A 25,614-nucleotide genomic window follows, 5' to 3' on the forward strand; every position below is an offset into this window, starting at 1 on the left:
ATTAAAACATAATGGGTCAAAATATTTTTTATGTATAAACCAATTAATAATGCCTTATAATCTATCAAAATAGCGCCAGCATATCATACTTATTAATAATGAAAGTTATGATAATAACTATCCTTGTTTACTAAAGATTACACTAATTAATAATGAAATTATATAATTGAAAATGTAAAAATATCTGTATCAAGCAATCATATTACAACAATTAAAAACGCTTTTTAATAAATGCAGATAATATATATAATTGAAGTATACATTGATGAATCTTATAAGGATGATCAAATATTTTTATACCAATATCACAAGCATTTTCTAAAATATTACCAGTTATACTCATCGGAACAAATGCAGGAAAAATATTTTTCGCAATATTTTTAGACAACTTTCTTGCTTTCAATAGATGTTCTAACCCTAATTCTGCAAAAATCTTTATAGCAATAGATATTTTTTCCTTATCCTTCCCAAATAAAAAAGATTCACGATCAAGACCTGCGGCTCCAAGTATATCAAGAGGTAAATATAGCTGACCTCGACTATTATGTTTCGATAAGATCATCAATAATTCAGCAATAAGCTGTGCTATCCCAGCATGTTTTATCAATTCATGATCACAACGATGCTGTTTTCCATCCAAAATCATAATAGCAAGATTAATAAGATAAGACGATACTTTAACAGCATAAGATTCTAAATGTTCGCAGTCACACATCGGTTCACTATAAATATCAAAAAAACGAGCTTCAATCATATCAATAAAATTATGATATGGTAAATTATATTGACAAATAATTGATAATAATTTGTCGACGAAGGGAGATGTGCTTTTAGACAAAAAGCCATTACCAAAAGATTCAAAAATACCTTTCCACCATTGCAGACGTATTTCTCCAGCTAATTGATTGCTTGTAACTTCTCTTATACGAATCAATTCAGAATTAAATCCATATAAAATAGCCAATGGAATACGTATATCAGAAGGTAACAACAAACAAGAAAGATAACGATTACGATCCATATCTCGCAAATTATTTAGATAAAATTGATCATGGATAGAATCGCTATGCATATTGAAAAACCTTTTTTATTGGATAATCATCTCTGAAGACTAAAACAATGAAATTATTTATTCATATTTCATAGAATAAAAATTTATGTATGGTGTCTATGCAATAGAAAATAATAATCAATAGGGGAAAATATATAAAATATATTTTGACTACATTTCATATAGTCAAATAATTAAATGAAGACCGAAAAAATAAATCAAATTATAAAATAGATATATTAAAATAGCATAGATTATAGTTATATTTATTGTTATAAGAGTATTTTCATATAAAATTATACTATAGTAGTTAAATAATCAGTCTCATTTTTAACTTTACCTTCTCCTTTTTCAGGATAAACGACTGAAGAAGAATTATCAATCTCAAAACAAATAGGTGAAGAAGCATTATTATCTAGGTCTAAAGAAATTATTACCATCCCACCGCTTTCCTTAAGTCTTCCAAAAAGAATTTCGCTAGCTAAAGGCTTCTTTATATACTCTTTAACTATACGCTCCAATGGCCTTGCACCCATCTTTAAGTCATAACCGTGTTTTACAAGCCAATCAATAACATCTTCTGAAATCTGTAAAGTAATTTCCTTATCATGTAATTGAGATTCAAGCTGCAATATGAACTTATGAACTATATGACGCATAGTTTGTGAAGATAAGGGAGAAAAAGGTACAATCGCATCAAGACGGTTTAAAAACTCCGGCGAAAAGAAACTTCTTAAAGCCTCTTTATCTGCATCATAATTTTGTGAATCACCGAAACCAATTTTTGCCTTAGAGGCATCCAAAGCACCCGCATTGGTTGTCATAATTAATATAACATTTCTAAAACTAATTTTTCTTCCACTTTGATCAGTCAACATAGCATAATCCATTACCTGCAATAAAATACTCACAACATCTGGATGTGCTTTTTCAATTTCATCAAGCAAAACAACGCTGTAAGGATTTTGCTCGACAGAATCAGCCAAAATACCACCACGATCAAAACCAACATAACCAGGAGGAGCTCCTATTAAACGTGAGACAGCATGACGTTCCATATATTCCGACATATCAAATCGCAAAAGCTTAATACCTAAAAAATTAGCTAATTGTTTGCTTATTTCAGTTTTGCCAACACCCGTTGGACCAGAAAATATATAGCAACCAATTGGTTTTTGAGGGTTAGAAAGACCTGCTCGAGCCAACTTTATTGAATCAGAAAGTGTCTTAATTGCATCTTTTTGCCCATAAACAACTTGCTCTAAATCTTTTTCTAATCTACTCAAAACGAAATCTTCATCTTTAGGAATGCTCTTCGAATGAATATTACGATTCATTGATGAAACAGTCATCTTGATATCCTTAGCACTAATAAGTTTACTCCGCTTCGAAATAGGAAGTAACATCTGTGCTGCACCAGCTTCATCAATTACATCAATAGCTTTGTCAGGAAGCTTTCGAGATATAAAATGTCGCATTGATAAATCCACTGCAGCTTTAATTGCATCATTAGAATAGCGCAAATGATGATATTTTTCAAAATAAGGTTTTATACCTTTAATAATCTCAATAGTCTCTTCGACTGATGGTTCGTCAATATCAATTTTCTGAAAACGACGAACCAATGCTTTATCCTTTTCAAAAAACTGCCTATACTCACTATAAGTTGTTGATCCTATACAACGCACATCTCCAGAAGATAAAGCTGGTTTCAATAAATTTGAAGCGTCTATGGAACTTCCTGAAGAAGATCCTGCTCCAACTAGTGTATGTATTTCGTCAATATATAGTATAGCATTTTCACAAGATGCAATTTCTTTGATAATCTTCTTAATACGTTCTTCAAAATCACCGCGATAACGAGTCCCTGCAATAAGATTCCCTATATCCAATGAAAAAATACTAGCATTAAGTAAACATTCTGGAACCATGCCATCAACGATCTTCTTAGCAAATCCCTCTGCTATTGCCGTTTTACCTACTCCAGGATCTCCAACATAAAGAGGATTGTTTTTTGAACGCCTACAAAGTATCTGTATAGTACGATCAATCTCATCATTTCTACCAATTAGAACATCTATTTTGCCTTTTTTAGCTTTGTCAGTAAGATCTACACAATAAGCACTTAAAGCGGGAAGAGAATTTGATGAAGGTTGACTTTTATCTTCATTACCAAAGCTTTCCCCCTCTAAACCGGATTTATTCATATTTATTGATGATTTAAAATTTGAAAAATCTCTTTTTTTCCCAATGCCATGCGAAATAAAATTGACAGCATCATATCTAGTCATATCTTGCGCCTGCAAAAAATAAGCGGCATGACTATCTGGCTCAGAAAAAAGTGCGACAATTATATTAGCGCCTGTTACCATATTTTTACCAATTGATTGAACGTGAACAACAGCTCTTTGAACAACCCTTTGAAAACTAGCAGTAGGCTTACACTCCGTGTTAGAATTATCCTTTAATACATTAGAAAAGTCATTATCTATATGATGCGTAAGAGCTTTTTTTAATACATTAATATCAACATTACAAGCAATCATCACAGCTACCGCATCTAAATCATCAGTTAGAGATAAAAGAAGGTGCTCTAATGTAGCATATTCATGGCGTTTTTCATTTGCTAAAACCAAAGCTTGATGAAAAACTTTTTCAAGATTTTCTGAAAAAAAAGACAATATTAATTCCTTATTCTTTTTCCATTACGCATTGCAAAGGATGTTGGTGATTACGTGCATAATTCATAACTTGATTCACCTTCATCTCAGCAATCTCATACGTATAAAAGCCACAATCAGCAGATCCATTGTAATGAACTTTTAACATAATACACTTTGCACTTTCATTATCCTTGTGAAAGAATCTCTGTAAAATATGCACAACAAAATCCATAGGAGTATAGTCATCATTAATGAGCAAAACTCGATATAATCTTGGAGTTTTAATTTTGGCAGCAACCTTTGTGTGAGAAAAGTTATCAGTTCCAATCGAATCATTTTGATTGCTAGAAGCCTTAGCCGTACAAATTACCAGAACCGTCACTCGCTATCTCTCTATATTGTTAAAATATTTAAGAATAAATATAAAATATGTTCCATTAACAAAAAAACATTATTTTATTCTAAATAAGCACTAAAACTATCTTGTAACTTGCGACTTTTTTGATTAAATCATATAATATAACTTTTGATTAAATCATATAATATAACTAAAGCATACAGTTTAAAACCAAATAAAAAAATCACATAAAATTATTATTTTGATATTTTTTTAACAATAATTACTTAAAGATCATCGTTTAAAATAGACATAGAAAAATTGTAGGATATTTCACCATCTTCATCATCTTTATAAATAAGGCCGATAAACTCTGAATTTATAAAAACTTCAACTGAATCAGTCTGATTTACTCGTGGTTTAATATCTATACCAGAGCCAAACATACGTTTAAAATACACATTTAATTTTTTAATCTCATAAGGGTTCATAATAAAACTCCATATAAATTGCTATTACCTATAATCAAACACAAAAACGATAATCAATTTAATTATTCAATAACCTAAAAGAAAGAACATCTTATAATTTAAGGAAACAATCTGTGAATAAAAAACAAAAGTTTGAATCATAAGTCTATTAATTACAATAAAAAGTTAAAACTTATAATAAATAAAACAATATACAAAAAATAAGATATAAGAAGATATAAAAAAATATTTTTCCTATATAGACATAGTGAAATTATGAAAATGACATAATTTTATAGTCAAATGATGCAATAATGACTTATTAAATGACATTTAAATAGAAATCTACAACTCCTTGTTTAAACTGCTTATCACCAACAGACAACATATGATCTTTGTCTAAAATATTTAAAAATCTACTATTAGGAAAAAAAACCATTGCATCTTGAGGGGATCCCGCAATATGATCCTTAGATCCTACAGCAATTAAAACAGGAACATTAATTCTATTTAAATCATCTCTATTAAATAGCTTTCTTGTCATAGCTAGACATGAAGCAAGGACCTTTAAATCGTTGCCAGGAACACTTTCAGCAAATTTTCTGAATGTTTTTCCTAAAACACAATTTACATCGTCAATTGACGGCAATAAAAAAGCATCTATAACAGGGCTCCAATCAATAACTTTTGAATCAAATAGAGCACTACCCACCCCACCTAAAACTAAAGATTGTATATAAGAAGGATAAAATAAAGCCATAGAACAGGCTATACGAGCTCCCATAGAATAGCCCATAACAAGTGCCGATTTAATTCCAAGATAATCTAACAATGAGACAGCATCAGCAGCCATAAATACTAAGTTATAGTCATCAATATTTTGCGACTTATCGCTTTCACCATGACCAAGATTATCAATCGCAATGACTCGATAACCATGATAACACAATAACTCTATCCAACCGGTGGAAAACCAATTTATCTTTGCAGATGAAGTAAATCCATGAATTAATAAGACAACGGGAGATAATCTATCTCCCTCATCAAAAAATGCCAGCTGAAATCCTCTCCATGAACTGAATAATTTGGTTTTAATCATCATAATCTCTCAAATAATTTATTGCACGTATATTTTAATTATAAGATTGTATAGCTTATAAAAAATATGTTATATTGTTGCGCTTACTAATAGATTATATCCTATGATTATGTAATTAGAAAAGGAAAAGTTATGGATAATCGTATTAATCATTTCCAAAATGACAAGGGATATAATATCATAAAAATTGGCGTTAAAAAATTCATGTGCGCCGGAGCATCTCCCCCGATGGATCATCCACATATATTTATAAATATGGGCGATGAAAATGAAAAGAGATGTCCTTACTGCTCAACTATTTATTGTTTCGATAGTTCTCTTGGACAAGAAGAAACATCACCCAAAGGGTGTTTGCTTTTAATTTAGGAATTATCAAGGTGTACGGCAAAAATTATAAATCAAACTTGCCATCTGTTGCTATAGTTGGAGCTGGTATATCTGGTCTCTCTCTAGCTATATCTTTGTGTGATATTGGAATAAAATCTCATATATTAGAAAAAAAGGATAAATTATCCGAAAAGGGATTTGGATTACAAATATCACCTAATGCATCACGCATATTAAAAAAAATTGGTATCATCGACGAATTAAAAGCAGTATGGATAGAACCGAAAGAGTTTATCTTTCTATCAGGATTAACACTCAATGAGTTGTGTCGCATTCCATGCAAAGAGCATGCTATGAGCAATTGGAATGGAGACTATGGAGTTGTAAAGCGGTCAACACTGCAAAGGATTCTTTTATCAAAAATAAACTCACAATCTTTAGCTAAATTACATTTATCAACCTATATAAAAAGCAATTCTTTAACAGAAATCTCACATATAACTAATAAAAAAATAGATCTATTAGTAGGAGCTGACGGAGTTAACTCAAATATACGAAAACAAATAGATAATAAACCTTTGGTCTTTTCGGGGCATATCGTGTTGCGTGCTACAATACCAAAAAATGAAGCTCCAGAATTTATAGATTCCAAATCAGTTAGTCTATTTTTGGGTGCTGATTCCCATATGGTAACTTATCCTCTGCGCGAAGATGATACAATAAATATTGTTGCAGTAAGCAGCAATCATTTCTTGGATAAAATCCATCTATTAAAAGAAAATCAATTAAACTTTCATAATGAATATAAAGAATTATTTTCAAGAAAGTTCATGAATTGGAATAATAAAATCAATAATTTTATTACAAATATTCTTCATACTTCATTTTACCAATTATTTGAATGCAAATGCAGTCGATGGCATAATTCTAAAGATACAGTTTTAATTGGCGATGCAGCACATACATTTTTACCTTTTGCTGCTCAAGGAGCAAATATGGCAATTGAAGATGCTTATCTTTTATCAAGATTACTGAAAAATACTAATCCTTCTGAGGCTATTACTAAATACCAAAATATCCGAGCAAAACGCATTAATAATATATATTCTAGAACTAATTTTAATGGCCTATTCTACCATCTAAATGGCCCAATGCGATTATGCAGGGATATAGCACTTCGTTTTGGGCCACGATCAATACTGTCTAAAAGTGTTGATTGGATATATAATTATAATATCCAAATATAAAACATATAATCACAATATGACGATTTATTTGCTAACCTTCTATTGAAGTTTTAATGCACGGAAATCAATAATTAAAAACAACAAGATAATATAGCACTCAAGCTAAATACGATGATATCTTTTTAAACAATATCTAGATAAATATATTTATGTTATCATATATAATGATATTATGATTGCCTTACGAAATGTAGTTAACATACTACGCAAGTAAACTCTATTATAGATATAAAAAAACGTCTAAATTGTTAATATGATAAGTAAGAATCAACCATTAATATTACTCTCATAAAACTTGCAAAACCGATATTTCATACATTATGGAACATAAAAATATATAATTTAATAGCAATATCCATTAAAATATATTGTCAAAATACAATTAATGCACACACAAAAAATCTTCTATATAACAGAAAATTATGACTTAAATTACAAATTAAACTAAAGAATCATAACTTTTATAAAAAATTAATTCAATAATATTAACTAATATAATTATTATAATTTATATTGTCATTATACATAAAAAACATCTAATGCTCTAAAATCAATTTAAATTGATATATTTTTATCGTATGATAATTTGCAATATATATGTACATAAAAACATAAAAACATAAAAATAAAATAAATATAATAAGCTTGAAATGATATTAACTTAAAATTTAGTTTTTTATTTATCAGATGTTGAAAGTTTTTGTTAAAATACTTGAAATTATAAAATGATTGCTTAATCTCATGATTTGGCAGATTGAACATCAAATTCTTTTTTTTTATGTTATATTATCCTATCTACCCAATTTGGTTCTGTCGAAAAAAGTTGTTGTACATTAGTGTACTAATAACACAATTAATATTTTTCAAGGAGAACAGATTTATGTATAATTGTAGATTTTTTTTTACAGGTATTATTTTCTTGATAAATTTATATTTTATAAGTTTTAATGCTCAGGCCAATATTTTAAAAGAAGTTCAAAGCAGAGGTTTCTTAAATTGTGGGATAAACACTGGACTAGTTGGTTTTTCAGAAATGAATGCTAATGGGCAATGGAATGGATTTGATGTTGACTTTTGTAAAGCTATATCTGCTACAATATTTGATGATGTTGATAAGGTTAAATACATTCCATTAAATGCAACAGACCGTTTCATCACTTTACAGTCAAAACAAATTGACATATTAAGTCGAAATACAGGATGGACACTGACTCGTGAAACTACTTTAGGTCTTGCATTTCGCCCTATTACATATTTTGATGGACAAGGTTTTATGATGCGCAAGAAACCAAATATTTCTTCATCTCTTCAACTGTCTGGAGCAGCAATATGTGTTCAAGCAGGAACAACAACAGAGATTACATTATCAGATTATTTTAGAACTAATAAAATGAAATATCATCCTATAGTATTCGAACGTGTTGAAGAGATTAATGCTGCATATCTTTCTAATCGTTGTGATGTTTATACTGGAGATAAATCAGCTCTGTACACCTTGAGGCTCAGTACATCTGATCCAAGTGAACACATAATTTTACCAGAAACTATTTCAAAAGAACCACTTGGGCCAGTAATTATTCAGGGCGATAGTGTTTGGAATAATGTTGTCTCTTGGACACACTATGCATTAGTAAATGCAGAGGAATTAGGAATCACTAAGGAGAATGTTGAAAATATGCGTAATTCTAATAGTCCTGATATAAAACGTTTTCTCGGAACTGATGGCAATAAGATTGGCTCAAGTCTTGGCTTAACAAATGATTGGGCCTATAGGATTATTAGACATATGGGTAACTATAGAGAAATATTTGATAGAAATCTTGGAAAAAATTCTATTTTGAAAATTCCTCATGGATACAATGCATTATGGTCCAATGGAGGAATTATGTATGCTCCACCTATCCGTTAAACTTAGTGTTTTATGATGATCTTCAGTATATGCATTCTATGTATATTAATCAATAAATCTGATGATAAATATCGGCAGCGCTCATTTAAAAATAAGACTTTAGTTGCTGAATTGAGGTGAATATATGATTGAAAATATTAAAAATACAGTACTATGCCGTATAAAAAATATTAAATTTTTATACGATATACATTTTAGAAGCATGTTTACTCAAGCTCTTATCTTATCTTTAATTGTAATAGTTTTATCAAAAATAATAAGTAATATTTCTTATAATATGGATAAATCCAATATATCATTAGGCTTAGATTTTCTTCAATATCGTGCTGGATTTGAAATAGATCAAGGTATCATACCTTACAATGGAGATGATTCGTATGCTAGGGCTTTATTAGTCGGTTTCACTAATACTTTCACATTAGCATTGTTAGGAGTAATTCCTTCTACCATTATAGGAATTTTTATTGGCATAGGACGATTATCTTCTAATAAGCTCTTATCATGGATTTGCAGGATTTACGTAGAGATATTTCGTAATATACCTCCATTAGTAGTAATATTCTTTTGGTATAGATCCCTTCTATCTGCTCTTCCATCCCCTGAACATTCAGTATATTTTCCACTTGGAATATTTTTAAGCAATAGAGGAATATATTTTCCTAAATTAATAATGGATATTAATGCACAAATTATTTTATTTGTCTTCTTATTAGGAATAGTTTTAAGCATCGTAACAATAATATTATCTCGTAAATTTCACGAAAGAACTGGCCGTGCATTGCCTGTTTACTATATTTCCATTTTTTTAACATTCGGGTTGCCGGTAATATTATTGTACATAACTAATTTGAAATTAAGTTTTGATTATCCTGTGTTAGGTAATTTTAACTTTGATGGAGGATTTGCAGTTTGTCCTGAATTTATTTCGCTGTACATAGCTTTATCATGTTATACAGCTTCTTTTATAGCAGAAATTATACGATTAGGAATAACTTCAGTGCCACGTGGACAAATGGAGGCTGCAACAGCACTGGGCTTGAACCGTGGAAAGGCAACACGATTTATCATTTTGCCACAGGCGATGCGAGTAATTATTCCTCCTCTTACCAGTCAATATTTGAACCTTCTAAAGAATTCTTCTCTTGCTGTAACAGTAGGTTTCTCTGATCTAGTTTCAGTTGGAGGAGTTATAATTAATCAGACAGGTCAAGCAATTGAAATTGTGCTGATTTGGATGTTTATATACTTAAGCCTTTCAATAATGACGTCTCTATTAATGAACTGGATAAATAAAAAAATTGCTTTAAGGGAGGTAAAATGAGCTATCCTAGTGGTAAATTCTATGTACGTAAAAGGTTGTTATCACCCAGTTTACCTCCTGTTAGTCAACGTGGAATTATAGCATGGATTCACACCAATTTTTTCTGCAATATTAGGGATTCAATTCTGACTATTTTAGCAATAACATCTTTAATATATTTAATACCTAATATAGTTGAATGGCTTTTTATAGACGCTGTATGGACAGGAAGTGATAGAAGATCATGTATGACAATATCTCAAGGAGGAATTCAGCCAGAAAATTGGAGCGGCGCTTGTTGGGCTTTTGTAGTTGATAGATATAATTTATTTATATTTGGCAATTATCCTGAAGAAGAAAGATGGAGACCTGTTCTTATATTTATAATTGGAATTTTATTGATTATACCAATGCTAATTCCGTCTTATCCTCGAAAGCTGCTAAATGGTATATTGTTGTTTATCTTATTCCCAGTTTTTTCCTTCTTCATATTGCATGGCGGAATAGTACTTAGTGTTGTTGAAACATCGAAATGGGGAGGATTACTAGTTACTTTAGTTATCTCATTCTTTGGAATTGCTTTTTCTATGCCGATAGGTGTATTACTAGCATTAGGAAGACAAGCTGATATGCCTGTTTTGCGATATGCTTGCGTTACATTAATTGAGACATTTCGCGGAGTTCCTTTAGTCACAGTGCTTTTTACTGCAAGTATAATGTTACCCCTATTCCTACCTGATAATTGGAATATAGATAAGTTATTGCGAGCTCTTGTGGGAGTTACAGCTTTTGCCGCCGCTTATATTGCGGAAGTTGTTAGAGGCGGATTACAGTCAATTCCTAAGGGTCAATTCGATGCTGCTAATTCATTAGGATTAAGCTATATTCAGACAATGAGATTTATAGTTGTTCCTCAAGCAATTAAACGAGTTATACCAGGAATTGTGAATACATTTATAGGTTTATTTAAAGATAGCACTCTTATTTCTATAATAAATATGTTTGATCTTTTGGGCATAGTAAGAGCAAACTTCAGTGACTCATCATGGATATCTCCTGTTACTCCTATAAGCGGATTAGTATTTGTTGGATTTGTGTTTTGGGTATTCTGCTTTAGCATGTCATTATATTCTATATTTATAGAAAAATATCTTAATAAGGGAATGAAAAAATAAGGATTCTTGTACTGATGAAAAAAAATCTAATCGATTCAAAAAAAATAGATCAGAACAACTTTGCTATTGAAATAAAGCTTCTAAATAAGTGGTATGGTAATTTTCATGCACTACGCGACATTAATCTTAATATAACAAAAGGTGAGATAGTTACTATAGCTGGACCTTCAGGATCTGGTAAATCTACTTTGATACGTTGCATTAATAGAATCGAAAAACACCAAGAAGGTGAAATAATTATCGATGGAATTCCCCTTAATAGTGATGTAAGAAATATTGAAGAAGTACGTCGTGATGTTGGAATGGTTTTTCAACATTTCAATCTTTTCCCAAATCTAAGCATACTGGATAATTGTACCCTTGGACCTATTTGGGTTAGGAAAATGCCTAAGAAAGAAGCAGAAGAACTTGCCATGTATTACCTTAATAAGGTAAATATTGCTGATAAAGCAATGAGATCCTCTCTTATGTTATCTGGCGGAGAAAATCAGCGTGCTGCCATTGCACGCTCTTTATGCATGAAACCAAAGATTATGTTATTTGATGAGCCGACATCTGCATTAGATCCAGAAATGGTAAAAGAAGTGTTGGATACAATGGTAGATCTTGCAAAAGAAGGAATGACTATGATTTGCGTAACTCATGAAATGGGTTTTGCTAGACAAGTAGCTGATAGAGTTGTATTTATGGATCAAGGACAAATTGTTGAACAAAATATCCCTGAAGACTTTTTTACTAATCCTCAACACGAAAGGACAAAAGCTTTCTTAAGTCAGATAATTTATTAAATAAAAATTTTTCAGTTACATATTATTATATCTTTTCATTTAAATAGAGATATATTATTTTAGTCATGATTTATATTATGACTTGATTAGTTGTTATATAAATATATATACTTCATGGATTAAAGTATTTGTATACGGAGTGTAGCGCAGCCTGGTAGCGCATCTGGTTTGGGACCAGAGGGTCGGGAGTTCGAATCTCTCCACTCCGACCATTTTTGTTCGATTTTTATGTATTGAGATATGGGATTAAACTTATTTAGCATGTTAGCAAAAATTTACTATAAATGTAAAACATCTACTCAATCAGGAAAAAAAGGACGCATAGGAATGTGGGTGTTGGATTTTGAGAGACAAGATCCAACTTATGTAGAGCCATTATTAGGTTACAAATCTTCCAAAGATACTATGCAACAAGTTAAACTATTTTTCCCATCTTTAGAAAAAGCAAAAAAATATGCTGACGGTCATAGTATTGAATATTATGTAATACCATCTTATACGTCGGTTGTTCATACACAAAAATCTTATCAAGATAATTTTTCATACGATCGTCTTCAGCCTTGGACGCATTAAATATATGATAGTAAAAGTAATTTTGGCCCCTTAGCTCAGCTGGATAGAGCGTCTGCCTTCTAAGCAGGATGTCGCAGGTTCGAATCCTGCAGGGGTCACCATTATAATTATAAATTATTGATTTTACAGCATTTTTTGTAAGTTTAGTCGCAATTTTGAAAAGGTAACAAGCTGTTCACTTCATCTTAAAAATAAATCTATATATTCTTTTATTATTTTTTTGAATAATTCCCTCCTCAATAAAGACAACTAACATTCTATTGAGAACAGTATTAAAAATCTTCTTCGTCGATTATTCTCATAAAGTGGATATATTGTAATATCTGATAATAAAAAAAATTAAAACAAAATCGTCAAATGATGATATTAGATTTTAATTAGAAGATAAAAGAATAAGATAAGTTTTAAAAATTAATATAAACATTACCAAATATATTGATAATTAACAGCTTTTCTATCTGTTATTAGGTTATGTTTAATACCTATAAAATCTAGTATCATATAACCAAAAGTAAAATAAACATCAAGGCAACAATAAACTTCTAAAATTCAATCCTTAAAATCATTTAATTCATTCAATTAACCGTTATGAAATCATAATAAATTTATTTTTAAATAATTAAAAAATTAACTTAGAATAAGACATATTGTATTTATATATTATATATATTCTAATTTGTTAATATAATAAAATATTTCTTACTCAAAATTTTTAAATACGTAAAAATACAATATGATTAAACTGAAATCAAGGAAAACAAAACCCAATAATACTACAACATAGGCTATTCTCCTAAATTTTTCCCTTTAAAAATCCAAAAACCTTAAATACGTTTCTATTTGCAATAAAACAAACTAATAAGGTATAAAAAAATAGTCAAAGAATGTCATCAATAAACTTATTAATTCGATATTATTTTTAAATTATTACTATTTTATCTTCTTTTAATTATAAAATATCTTGTTAAATATTTGCTTGTTTATTCTATAATTTTAACTCGAGATTATATAATATTATACACTCATATTTGTTGCATTATATGGGTTGCTCATATTTCATATATTAAGAATATAGGATATATAGCTAATATCCAACCTAAATAGTACTTCTGCTATAACTATTAAATCATTTGAAAATATCAACTAAATCAGAGAAATACTCCTTAGACGATAAGATAATATTGTAAACCATAATAATATAACTTATTGATTATGATAATAAATGATATGTAAACAATATATTATTATGCATATTTATTATATATATAACATATTCTTAAAGATTAATTGTTCAATGATATGTTATATTATTTAATATAAGTAACTATTATTAGTATAATTTAAATAAAATAATCATCTTCATAATTAATATATAAAAAAACAAATACCTATTAAGTGTATCTATATTATTAATTATTTCCCTTGTTTTTAAGTACATTAAATATAATATTTGACTAAGCAAGATAAAGGAACAATTAAAATATCCTTCATATAATCTTCCTTCAACCATTGCAAAATCTCTTCAATATTTTCATCGAAAGAAACCACTACACCTATTGCCTTTCCTGAAACTCTAGCCTTATACTCAAGAGACTTTAATTTTTTTCTAATATCATTTCGGTTATATTGATAATCTAAATACAAATCAGATGATATATAAGGAAGATTGATATTAGCAGCTAATTCCTTGCTAATGTTATTATGCCTTGAACTGCCATCATCTAAAAAGAACAGTTTTCGATTAGCAAGCTCATTAAATAAAATCATAATAGAAGATTTATCAGAAAGGAAACTTGAACCGAGATAATTCATAATACCATAATAGTTAGTTGCCTGATTTAAAGAATTATAGATTATATTACTAAGTTCCTTGGGTGATCGATTGGTTTTTAAAACATAAGGATCATCTTTAGAATTTAATATCGTAAAGTCTTGCATAGGAATTTGCAAAATAGTCTCTTGTCCTTTGTTTAAAGATGTTTCCATAAATTTTTTTAAATTATTACCATTAGAAGCAAAAGCAAGAGTAAAATTTTCAGGTAATAAATTGATAACACGTTGCGTTCCATTTTTGCTTATGCCTAAACCAGAAATTACAATAGCAATACGCGGACCAACACCAGGATCTGGACAATATTTTGTATAATCTTCAAAGGAAGTTGATGAATTATCATCTTTAATAGATAGAAAACCACGACTTTTATTTGTAACTAATCTATCTTTATGAATAACAGATACAAATTTTTCTTTTTTATTATTTAATGGATCAATGACACTGCTAAACTTATTTGTATTAACAGATATAATCTTTTTTTCCTTTGTCTTCAAAGGATCAATAACATTGACAGTATTATTTTTATTGATAGAAAATTTACCGTTATCACCTTTAAATGGTTCAATTGATTTTTCTGGGTATTGAACAGCATCAATAGCGCTACTGTTTGATTTAGAAATTTCCGGAATAAAATAATATTGATCTGTTTTAGAAACTATACCATTAAAAGAATCATATCTAATGATATGAATTGAAAGACAAATAACACATATAGAAAACAAAAGACAAAATCCAAAACGAGAGATAATCTTTAGATAAAAAGATCTCTTTGTGATAGATTTTTCCCCTAAAGGGCGATTAAGATTAGTACTCAAAAGTTATGCACTTTATTTAAAAATATTATATAATCTACGTATAACCACATGTTATTATATAACCTCAATAATGCAAATGGAAATAAGTAATTCATCATAGAATTCAATAAAAAACATAAATATAATTTATATTGACTATTGTATGGTATTATATACATAAATTAACATAAAATATGTTTAACTTTAATAGATTATATACTTAATATATTATCACAAGTATTTATTAGACATAACAAAGTGATTAAATAAAAATATTCTACCAAATATATAGTAAATAATCTATATTACTAATAAAATTCAAGGGTAATATAATTACTTAAATTATTAGCAAAAAATAAAGATGAATAACTTGTATCGATATCAAATCATCATTAATATTTGGAATGTTAGTAAATTAAGGCTCAATATGCAATAATAATTATCAAAAGACATATTAAAGATATACTATTAACAAGAATGAAATGAATTTACTACCTAATTTTAAATTATAAAACACTCCCAAAATCAAATGAAAACACATCAACAGATAAGTCTAGTAATCTGTTATCTAAATTAATTATAGTATAACAACACAAGTAACAGATTTATCCATAGTTTCATATACCAAAAAGAAAAGATACCAATTATAAATAATACTTTTATGTCCACATAGATTCTAAATCATATAACTTACGAGATTCAGGATGAAATATATGAACCATTATATCACCTAAATCAACTAAAACCCAGTTAGAGGCTAATAAACCCTCAACTCCATGCACATCGATTTTTTTCTGTTTAAGATAAGAAATCAATTTATCAGCAATAGAAGAAACGTGTTTTGTAGACCGACCTGAAACAATAATCATATTATCACATACTAAAGGACGATTAGGTGTAGCCTTTATATGAGATATATCATCAGCCTTAGTTTCTTGTAAAACTTCTATTACCAACTGAAGGCAAGAATCAGAATTATTGTTTTTTTGATTTTTTTTCTCTATATCTGCAGACATCACTTTTCTCCCTAACCTAAATTTTCCAAAACCAGTAATATAATATTATTTTTATTAAGGGAATAATTAAAAAATTATATATATTTTTTCGCTAATAAACATATTATAAAAAAATAAGATACATTTTGTGTCATTCGAATAAATGATAACGAACTAGCTTATTATAAAACTAATATTATGATCATTATATTAACAAGAATAATAAATAAGTATTTATATCAAAATCGTTGAGTAAAACATTTCACGCATATATAGCTAATAGATTAAATTTGTTATTTTAATATACGAAGATATTTTTCATAAAAACACAAAATTGTATTTTTAAAATTATTTAACCACCCAAAAAATAAATTATTTAAAATAATAACTATATTATTGATAATATGGAAAAAATAACACGCATACGCATTAGATTAACTAACGTAGTACTCACTGAAAACTTTAGAAATGTTTAAGGCAATAAATCATAAATATAATCCAAAATAAAAGTAAATATTATATAATAATAAAAAATAAAAAAAGAATTATTTAAATGCTAGTGTTTTTGAAAATCTGTATTATAGATTAAAATATTGAATCTGTATCCTATATTTTCTTAAAACAATATCCCATATGAGGTTTAGGAATAGAAATATCTGATAAGATAAAAAATATTATTTTATCCTTAATTGAAAAAATTAAATTAATAATAAACTAAGTAATTTTATATAATATGCTAAATATTTAATAATTAATAAACATAAGCGCTATGACTATTGTTAAATAAAAAATTAGCTATTATATAACCTATTATGTTTTTTATTTGCTCATAATTATATATGAAATAAATATATGTAAACATAAAATATGACAACTTAATAGGCTTTTAGATTGAATGCAAAAAATAAAGATTAAAAAAAATATTTTTTACTTCAAAATTAGAAAAAATAGTATACAATAATATTGTATTGAATTTCGTATGGAAATATTATTGAAATTTTATATGAGATAAAATGTGTGGATGTGGCGGAATAGGTAGACGCAGTAGACTTATGTTATTGGGTGCCCATGGAAAAATCCATGGAGTAGAACTGCTCAAATTCGGGGAAGGCTATTTTTTTGCTAATCCCGAGCCAAACCTTTGGTTAAAAAAAGTCAAAGGAAGGTGTAGAGACTGGACGGGCAGCATCTAAGACGTGAACAGTTATGATGAAGGGACAGTCCAGACCACAAACACAAACGTAGTGGCAACGAAAGTTGTAGTGGTAAGAAAATCTGCTTCTTTATGTGAGAGTGCGGGTTCGAGTCCCGCCATCCGCACCATTTGACAAACTAAAATATTGATATTTATACATATGCTATTGTTTAAAGTTAGTTTGTTTTTAATTAGCAAATAAGATTATATAACTAATATGCAAAAGAATACAAAAATATATAAACTTAATTATTAATGTGTATAAATTCATAAATATGAATACATGCTATGAAATAGTATTGATCATAAATAAATTAAAAAAATAATAGCCTTAATAGCTTTTTTAGACAGCATATTAAATTACGTAAATAAAAGGTAGTATGACAAAATACTCTATTCACTACTTTGCATTTCTTCTAGTACCTCTGCAGCCAAAGACCTAGTTATACCTATACCTCTAGAAAAAGACAAATAATCCATCCTATCAACCAAAGATTCAGCATAAACTAAAGACCTTTCCATACGCTGAACAATATATGATACTATTCTCCTATCAATAAAAATCTGACGATCAGAAAACATTTTTACTATTATTTTTTCCAAACAATCATCGCTTGGCAAACTTATCTTTACTACCGTTGCAGCCTGTAAACGAGAACATAAATCTGGAAGATTAACAGGCCATTCAATAGGAAAAGTACGCGCTGTGATAAGCAAACTGGAGTCATGCTGGGCAATACTATTAATAATATGAAACAATTGAGTGTCATCAAAATTGATACGATCAGCATCTTCTAACATCATCGGCTGTGCATTTATTTGCACCGTTTCCAAGCCTTTAGCAGAGCTATAAATCTGCCTAGATCCGCTCTTATTAGACCAAATCTTGGCCAAAAAAGACTTTCCTGAACCACTTGGACCAACAATAATAATTACAGAAGATGGCCAAGATGGCCAAGCATCAATAATGCGAATAGCCTGATCAATGGAATCATGAGATAAAAGATCATCACGATTAATCTTATCAGCAACTCTAGGGAAAGATAAAAAAAACTGTTCTTCTCTCTTCATTCAAAATACGTGTTCCCTGGGAAAAATTTACAAAATTTCATAATTAAATTTCAACTCTACAACTAATCATCAGAAAATTAGCCATTTGACAAAATATTAACTCGGATATTGCATAAAAACATAGCCCAATATAATAGTACTTGAGTTAAGAATCTAAGATAAGCAAGACGCAAATACAATAAGTTATTTTTAGAAAAAAATAATAACATCTATATCACCGATTAATAAAATCAAAATCACCTAAGATCTATAGGAGAATAAATGTGAAGCACGAAGAAGGAAATGAGCTCACATATAGTGATGCTGGAGTCAACATCAAAGCAGGAAATCTAACCGTTGAAAAAATTAAATCAACTGTAAAATCTACAGAACGTGTAGGATGCATCGGGGAAATAGGCGGATTTGGAAGTTTATTCGATATAAAAAAAGCAGGTTTTACAGATCCCATTATAGTATCATCCAGCGATGGTGTAGGCACCAAACTCAAAATAGCTTCTGAAATGAACAAAAATGATACTATCGGAATAGATCTTGTCGCAATGTGCGTAAACGATATCTTAGTCAATGGCGCAGAGCCTTTATTTTTTCTTGATTATTTAGCAACGAGTAAACTTGATCCTAATCAAGCAAATATAATAGTCAAAGGAATAGCTGAAGGATGTCGCCAAGCTGGATGTGCGTTAATTGGCGGGGAAACCGCTGAAATGCCAGGAATATACAGCGGAAAAGATTATGATCTTGCAGGATTTGCTGTAGGAGCCGTAGAACGTAAACAAATATTATCTTCTGATAACGTATGTGCAGGCGATTTAATACTTGGATTGGAATCCTCAGGCTTACACTCCAATGGATTTTCATTGGTAAGAAAAATTGTAGAACTATCAAAATTATCTTGGGAAGATCAATCCCCTTTTTCTAAAAATCAAAATCTAGGAGAAGCGCTTCTGACGCCAACTAAAATATACGTTAAATCCATTCTTAAAACAATTAGAAAAACAAAACAAATAAAAGCACTGGCACACATCACAGGCGGAGGACTTACAGAAAATATACCTAGATCTATCCCTAATAATCTTATAGGAGAGATCGATTTGAATTCGATAAAAGTGCCAAAAGTTATATCATGGATATCTAAAAAAGCTAATATTAACTCCACAGAGATGCTTAGTACATTTAACTGTGGAATTGGAATGATACTTATTGTAAGTCCTGAAAGTGCGGATTATGTCATAAAAATTTTACAAGAAAATGGAGAGAACATAATATACTGTGGAAAAGTAATACAACGTAATAACAAGGTATCACCTATTCTCTATAAGGGATCTTTAATTATATGATTTATAAAAATATTGTTGTATTTATATCGGGTAATGGCACAAATATGCTTTCTATTATCCACGCAACAAAAAAAACAGGATATCCTGCCAAAGTTATTGGGGTTATTTCAGATAACCCTAATGCAAAAGGCATTATCAAAGCAAAAGAAGAGAATATACCTATATATACGATTCCTTATAATAATTATAAGTCAACAAAAGAACACGAAAAAGCAATTATCACACAAATTTCTTCCATAAAACCAGATCTGATATGTCTCGCAGGATATATTAGAATTCTAAGCAAGGAATTTATAGAAAATTATAAAAATAAGATTCTTAATATTCATCCATCTCTGTTACCACTATTCCCCGGCCTCCATACTCATCGTCGCGCTCTAAAGTCTGGAGTTAAAATAACAGGATGTACAGTACATATAGTAACAGAAAATATTGATGAAGGTCCTATCGTTGCTCAAGCAGCAATACCTATATTATCTGACGAAACAGAAGAAAGCCTTTCAAAAAGACTATTATCTGTTGAAAATATTTTATATCCTTTAGCACTTGAAAAAATTATTCTTGGGAAAATAGAAAAAGTTGAGGATAGATTTCATATTATAGGAATATGATGATTTGCTTATCAGCTTATTGGCAAGACATCATTTAATTTTAGAATATAAAAATTATTACACAAATAATAAAATCATAAAAGTCGTAATCTTATAAAACTATATTATCAGATTATATACTAAACTTATGGTTATTTTGAAATATCTTAAACGCAAATCAATATTCTAAGCCAGTAAAATCTTTTGATATAAAATACTTATATATTAATTAAATTGAAATTTTGGTAATGAATCGCTAACACTCATTGTAATAGCAAATAAATTAACAATCTAACTTATTCATTAAACACGTATAAATATATTAACAAATTTGACATTGTAAAAAATATTTAATAATACTTAAAAAACAAATTTAGCATAGCAGCACATATTGCTAATCTAAAAATTGATCAAAAATAAAAATTAGATTTGATTGAATATATTATCAACAATATCTGCTCAATCGTTCTAATTAATACAATCATAACAAGTGATTATCTCACCTAGACGCTGACGGTAATAAAAAGTCCTATTAATTTTTATATCTTTAATATAAGAAGGAGAAAAATCCTTAGGAAAAATGGTATAAGGATAAGATCCAGATACATCAGAGCAAACTATAAATACAGAATTATCTATCATAGAATCCGGAATTTTACAGTTTGAAGAAGATGATTTATCAGAAGACCAAAACCATTTCCTATGAATAACTGATCTATCATCAATCCAATAACCTACAATCTTTATAGAAATTTTATGATTAATACTATTATAACTATAAGGATACATAGTAGCTTTTGCTAAAAGAGAAAAATTATCTAAATATCTGTTATTAATACTATTCTCTTGCGCAACAATATCACCTATAGATCCCGCAACACGAGTTATCCTTTTAGAAAAAGAATAAATGTTGGCAATCTCATAGGTAAAAATATAAATACATATTAAAATTGGAAAAATTATAGCCATTTCTACTGCGGCTACGCCGTGATGACAATGGAAAAATCTCAAAAAATATCTTCTAATAAACTTCATTTATCAAATAATTCATTTTTAAATACTACAACTGAAGCCATCAAGTAATCTGATGTTTTTTTATCAGGATGCTTTACTGCAGCAAGATACTTAATCATAAAATTGCTAAATACCGGCCAATGATAGAAAGCTCTAAAAACATTATAACTTCCAGGATCACCAGGATTAAAACCAAAACCTACATCATTTATTGGAGCATCGACATTCGTACCAAGACGAGGTATATCTCGAGGAATATCTCCTAAAGAGTTAATTTTTTTAACGTCAATATAAAGATCGCGCACTTTTTGTGGTTCTGTTGAAGAGCAAGATATCAAATATCTGACTTCACGACAAAACAAAGAACGAATATTCCTAATACTGCTATTATCTTTATTAAGCTCACCTGTACGTATCTGACGTGATATAGTATATGAAGCATTATCAAATAATTGCTGAGCTGAAAAACAAATGCAAATCTCCAATATAGCGAAAACAACAAAAAAATAAGGGAATGCCAATATAGAAAATTCTATAGCAACAGAACCTTCACTAACCATAATCGAATGCTTAATACCTTTAATCATGGTATATCTCATAAATCTGACCTATATTAAAATATCATTCTTATGAATGAAAATAATGCTTGCGTGTCATATAAAAATTGAAAAGTACACAAGTGCATTAGATAATATAAACAACTAAAATTAAAATAAATATAAGATATCTCTATTTTATAAAATAGTTATTTTTTTGAAACTAATATCCTTTTGTTGATAATATTCATATTAATATCAAAGATAATTTAAAAAGCATACATCAATCTATAATAAAAATATATAATAAAAACATAATTACAAAAATTACATATGTCTTATTTCTTTGCAATATCCAGAAAATCCATAGATATGTTCTCAATTATTTTAATGATTAAATGTATTGTTTAAACAAGAATACAAATATATATAAAACCTATTTTCATCTAAAAACTGGCTGCATCTTACTGATCGTAAATTAAAATATTGTTAATATAATTGCACATATTTATAATATAATTAAATATAATTGCACATATTTATAATATAATTAAATATAATTGCACATATTTATCATATAATGTTGATATATTTTTATTATATTACAAAATACTGGGTATTTCCTTGCACAAAAAAATTAACTAAAATTAATATAGCTTCGGTAAGTAATGCAAATGTAAGTTGATATAGTAATATTTATTTTATTTTTAAAAAATTAAATTTATCAATATTAGATTGAAAAAATTAGTTTAATCTGGGCAATATAAATCCAATTTATAAATGTTTTTAGCCACAGCTTTAACTAGATCAACATATCAAAGGTCTTTTTATGAAAAATAAGCTTAAGATATACAATACCCTCGAACGAAAAACAACTGAATTCCAAGCAATAGATACGTGTAACGTGAGAATGTATGTTTGTGGCCCCACTGTTTATGATTTTGCACATATTGGCAATGCTAGACCTATGATAATATTTGATATATTATATCGCCTTTTGCGACATATATATGGTAATAAGTGTGTAACTTATGTCCGTAATATCACTGATATAGATGATAAAATCATTAACCGTGCACGTATAGATTATCCATACATGCCAATAAACGAAGCAATAAATGAAATAACAAATAAGTACACACAACAATTTATCCATGATATAACAAAATTAGGCTGTCTTCTTCCTACTCATCAACCAAAAGCTACAGAACATATTTCTCAAATGATAGATTTGATCAAAAAGATCATGAGTAATGGCCATGCTTATGAAGCTAATGGAGAAGTTTTATTCGATATAAGTTCTATAAAAAATTATGGATTGCTATCTAATCGTAATATCTATGAACAAAAGATCGGAATACGTATTCCTGAAAAAAGCCATAAAAAAAATCCTGCCGATTTTGTGCTATGGAAAAAATCATCTGACAAAGATCTGGGATGGGAATCTCCTTGGGGAAGAGGTCGTCCTGGATGGCATATAGAGTGTTCTAGCATGTCTTATCACTATCTTGGAAAAGTTTTTGATATTCATGGAGGAGGAATTGATTTAATTTTTCCACATCATGAAAACGAAATTGCACAATCATGCTGCGCTAATAACACAGATAATATAGCTAACTTTTGGATTCATAATGGATTTTTAAACCTTGAAAGTAATAAAATGTCAAAATCTACAGGGAATTTTATTACTATTAATGAACTTTTAGAAACAAAAAAATTTGGAGGAAAATCTTGGTCAGCTCCGGTAATACGTCTTGCAATGCTAATGACTCACTATCGAGAACCAATAGATTTTACTATACAACGTTTAAAAGACGCAGAAAAATTGATATCTAAATGGCCAAGTGATGAAGTATATAGCGATGTTCATCATAGTCCTGTGATTTCTGCACTATGCAATGATCTAAATACTGTATCTGCAGTACAAGCCCTGCATAAATTAGCTCGCGATTGCGTTAAAAATCACGATTTAATTCCTATATTTAATACTAGTGCGGAAATTTTAGGAATAAAAGTCAATAGATCTATTATAAATGAAAAGCTGTCAATTGATATTGAAAAATTGATTCAAGATAGAATCAATTTTTTAGAAACAAAAAACTTCAATGCAGCAGATAGTATTAGAGAACAAATTGAAAGAAATGGGATCATGTTAGAAGATCACAAAGATCCAAAGAATGGCAAAAAATTTAGTACATGGAAATACAAATAATAACTTTTATATAAAAAAATAATAAAAATATAGCAAAATTACTAATAAACCTTTTCAAAAGGATTATTATTACTATTATACACAATGTATTTTTTCTTAAATGTTTTATGAATGTTATATAAAGTGTAGGATGAGATTGTGAATAGTAAAAATAATTCAACAAAAAGATATAATTATGAAAGCTCTTTAGGCGTTTGTCTTGTGTTTTTTGCATATTCTATGTGGGGACTCACCCCCCTTTATACACAGTTCTTGGAACATGTACCTTATTTTGAAGTCATAATTCATCGTGTTTTATGGTCGCTGCCTGGTGTATTTTTGGCATTTAGATGTTTTTCTGGAGATATGGCTTCATTAAAATATACTGTAAAAAATACTAAAGTATTGTTGATGTTGATATTAAGTGCAACATTACTCGCATGCCATTGGGGAGTATTTATATATGCACTATTAGCAGGAAGGGGATTTGAAACTTCTCTTAGTTTTTTTATCACTCCTATTATTTCTATTGCTTTAGGAACTTTGTTTCTAAAAGAAAAAATGAGCAAAATGCAGGTTGCTGCAACAATTATTACAGTTACTGCTCTACTAATAATGACATTTTACAAAGGATTACCTTTTTTATCATTGAGTATAGCAATTACATGGAGCTCTTACTGCTTTACTAGGAAAACAATTGCAGCTAAATCCATCGACGGTTTTCTTTTGGAAATGTTCTTTCTATCTATTCCATCTATAATTATCGCTGTTTGGTTATATAATAAAGGTGAAAGTCATTTTTTAAATGGTTTTTCTGATACAATGCTATTGGTAGGATATGGAATTATTAATTCTATTGTATTTTGTGTATTTTCATATGCTATTAAAATCACTAAATTATCCACCGTTGGAATCATGGAATATCTTGCTCCAATCGTAATGATGATAAACACCATATTCGTACTAAAACAACCTATTAGTAAAATAGATATAATTGTATTCATTCTAATATTTGTTTCTTTGCTCATATACATATTGCCTGTAGTTTTAACGAATAAAGAAACAGTAATTAAATCTAAAAATAATAAAAACTAAATATAAATTGATTTAAGATATGT

Annotated in this window: 21 protein-coding genes and 2 tRNA genes; 13 read left to right on the top strand and 10 right to left on the bottom strand. The window is 28.8% G+C overall.

Annotated elements, in window-relative coordinates:
• Positions 1-211: 211 nt before the first annotated feature.
• The 5 genes from LAM_RS04740 to LAM_RS04760 form a co-directional block, all read right to left on the bottom strand.
• The gene (locus LAM_RS04740; protein WP_007556542.1) at positions 212-1,072 is read right to left on the bottom strand and encodes a squalene/phytoene synthase family protein; all 861 of its coding nucleotides are present in this window, start codon (positions 1,070-1,072) and stop codon (positions 212-214) included.
• Between the two features lie 275 nt (positions 1,073-1,347).
• Entirely contained in the window at positions 1,348-3,732 is a 2,385-nt protein-coding gene (gene clpA / locus LAM_RS04745; protein WP_007556543.1) for an ATP-dependent Clp protease ATP-binding subunit ClpA, read from the bottom strand.
• 10 nt (positions 3,733-3,742) lie between these two features.
• Positions 3,743-4,042: an ATP-dependent Clp protease adapter ClpS gene (clpS, locus tag LAM_RS04750; RefSeq protein ID WP_240532020.1), complete on the bottom strand. Its 300-nt coding sequence runs from the start codon at positions 4,040-4,042 to the stop codon at positions 3,743-3,745.
• 296 nt (positions 4,043-4,338) lie between these two features.
• Entirely contained in the window at positions 4,339-4,542 is a 204-nt protein-coding gene (locus LAM_RS04755; protein WP_007556545.1) for a DUF3126 family protein, read from the bottom strand.
• A gap of 301 nt (positions 4,543-4,843) precedes the next feature.
• Positions 4,844-5,623, bottom strand: a complete 780-nt coding sequence (locus tag LAM_RS04760; RefSeq protein ID WP_040055808.1) for an alpha/beta fold hydrolase — start codon at positions 5,621-5,623, stop codon at positions 4,844-4,846.
• Positions 5,624-5,752: 129 nt separating this feature from the next.
• Between LAM_RS04760 and LAM_RS04765 the strand changes: the two genes are divergently transcribed.
• The 9 genes from LAM_RS04765 to LAM_RS04805 all read left to right on the top strand — a co-directional run bounded on the left by LAM_RS04765 (position 5,753) and on the right by LAM_RS04805 (position 13,040).
• Positions 5,753-5,986: a zinc-finger domain-containing protein gene (locus LAM_RS04765; protein WP_007556547.1), complete on the top strand. Its 234-nt coding sequence runs from the start codon at positions 5,753-5,755 to the stop codon at positions 5,984-5,986.
• Between the two features lie 11 nt (positions 5,987-5,997).
• The gene (locus LAM_RS04770) at positions 5,998-7,194 is read left to right on the top strand and encodes an FAD-dependent monooxygenase (protein ID WP_007556548.1); all 1,197 of its coding nucleotides are present in this window, start codon (positions 5,998-6,000) and stop codon (positions 7,192-7,194) included.
• 880 nt (positions 7,195-8,074) lie between these two features.
• Entirely contained in the window at positions 8,075-9,103 is a 1,029-nt protein-coding gene (locus LAM_RS04775; protein WP_007556549.1) for an amino acid ABC transporter substrate-binding protein, read from the top strand.
• Between the two features lie 124 nt (positions 9,104-9,227).
• Positions 9,228-10,424 carry an amino acid ABC transporter permease gene (locus tag LAM_RS04780; protein ID WP_007556550.1) on the top strand — a complete coding sequence of 399 codons (1,197 nt, stop codon included), beginning with the start codon at positions 9,228-9,230 and terminating at the stop codon, positions 10,422-10,424.
• Positions 10,421-11,578: an amino acid ABC transporter permease gene (locus LAM_RS04785; RefSeq protein ID WP_007556551.1), complete on the top strand. Its 1,158-nt coding sequence runs from the start codon at positions 10,421-10,423 to the stop codon at positions 11,576-11,578. The genes LAM_RS04780 and LAM_RS04785 overlap by 4 nt, the downstream gene beginning before the upstream one ends.
• A gap of 14 nt (positions 11,579-11,592) precedes the next feature.
• Complete coding sequence (locus tag LAM_RS04790; RefSeq protein ID WP_007556552.1) at positions 11,593-12,366, top strand: amino acid ABC transporter ATP-binding protein; 774 nt, start codon at positions 11,593-11,595, stop codon at positions 12,364-12,366.
• Between the two features lie 135 nt (positions 12,367-12,501).
• Positions 12,502-12,578: transfer RNA gene (locus LAM_RS04795), tRNA-Pro, on the top strand.
• 49 nt (positions 12,579-12,627) lie between these two features.
• Positions 12,628-12,939 carry an NADH dehydrogenase ubiquinone Fe-S protein 4 gene (locus tag LAM_RS04800; RefSeq protein ID WP_007556553.1) on the top strand — a complete coding sequence of 104 codons (312 nt, stop codon included), beginning with the start codon at positions 12,628-12,630 and terminating at the stop codon, positions 12,937-12,939.
• A 24-nt stretch (positions 12,940-12,963) separates the two neighbouring features.
• Positions 12,964-13,040 (top strand) — tRNA-Arg (locus tag LAM_RS04805).
• Between the two features lie 1,336 nt (positions 13,041-14,376).
• Here the strand turns inward: LAM_RS04805 and LAM_RS04810 are convergent.
• The 3 genes from LAM_RS04810 to LAM_RS04825 form a co-directional block, all read right to left on the bottom strand.
• Complete coding sequence (locus tag LAM_RS04810; RefSeq protein WP_007556554.1) at positions 14,377-15,588, bottom strand: divergent polysaccharide deacetylase family protein; 1,212 nt, start codon at positions 15,586-15,588, stop codon at positions 14,377-14,379.
• Positions 15,589-16,226: 638 nt separating this feature from the next.
• Complete coding sequence (rsfS, locus tag LAM_RS04815; protein ID WP_007556555.1) at positions 16,227-16,583, bottom strand: ribosome silencing factor; 357 nt, start codon at positions 16,581-16,583, stop codon at positions 16,227-16,229.
• A 1,567-nt stretch (positions 16,584-18,150) separates the two neighbouring features.
• A complete protein-coding gene (locus tag LAM_RS04825; RefSeq protein WP_007556556.1) occupies positions 18,151-18,828 on the bottom strand; it encodes a P-loop NTPase family protein in 678 nt (225 codons plus the stop codon).
• A 263-nt stretch (positions 18,829-19,091) separates the two neighbouring features.
• Here LAM_RS04825 and purM point away from each other — a divergent pair, with 263 nt between their 5' ends.
• Both purM and purN read left to right on the top strand, forming a co-directional pair.
• Entirely contained in the window at positions 19,092-20,165 is a 1,074-nt protein-coding gene (purM, locus tag LAM_RS04830) for a phosphoribosylformylglycinamidine cyclo-ligase (protein ID WP_007556557.1), read from the top strand.
• Positions 20,162-20,776, top strand: a complete 615-nt coding sequence (gene purN / locus LAM_RS04835; RefSeq protein WP_007556558.1) for a phosphoribosylglycinamide formyltransferase — start codon at positions 20,162-20,164, stop codon at positions 20,774-20,776. Before purM ends, purN begins: the two co-directional genes overlap by 4 nt.
• A 447-nt stretch (positions 20,777-21,223) precedes the next feature.
• Here purN and LAM_RS04840 read toward each other — a convergent pair whose 3' ends face one another.
• Both LAM_RS04840 and LAM_RS04845 read right to left on the bottom strand, forming a co-directional pair.
• Positions 21,224-21,766, bottom strand: a complete 543-nt coding sequence (locus tag LAM_RS04840) for a TadE/TadG family type IV pilus assembly protein (RefSeq protein WP_007556559.1) — start codon at positions 21,764-21,766, stop codon at positions 21,224-21,226.
• A 20-nt stretch (positions 21,767-21,786) separates the two neighbouring features.
• Entirely contained in the window at positions 21,787-22,368 is a 582-nt protein-coding gene (locus LAM_RS04845) for a TadE/TadG family type IV pilus assembly protein (protein ID WP_023466403.1), read from the bottom strand.
• A 766-nt stretch (positions 22,369-23,134) separates the two neighbouring features.
• Between LAM_RS04845 and cysS the strand changes: the two genes are divergently transcribed.
• Complete coding sequence (gene cysS, locus LAM_RS04850) at positions 23,135-24,517, top strand: cysteine--tRNA ligase (protein ID WP_023466404.1); 1,383 nt, start codon at positions 23,135-23,137, stop codon at positions 24,515-24,517.
• Between the two features lie 138 nt (positions 24,518-24,655).
• Positions 24,656-25,591 carry an EamA family transporter RarD gene (rarD, locus tag LAM_RS04855; RefSeq protein ID WP_007556562.1) on the top strand — a complete coding sequence of 312 codons (936 nt, stop codon included), beginning with the start codon at positions 24,656-24,658 and terminating at the stop codon, positions 25,589-25,591.
• Positions 25,592-25,614: the final 23 nt, after the last annotated feature.

The organism is Candidatus Liberibacter americanus str. Sao Paulo (assembly GCF_000496595.1).
Lineage (GTDB): Bacteria > Pseudomonadota > Alphaproteobacteria > Rhizobiales > Rhizobiaceae > Liberibacter > Liberibacter americanus.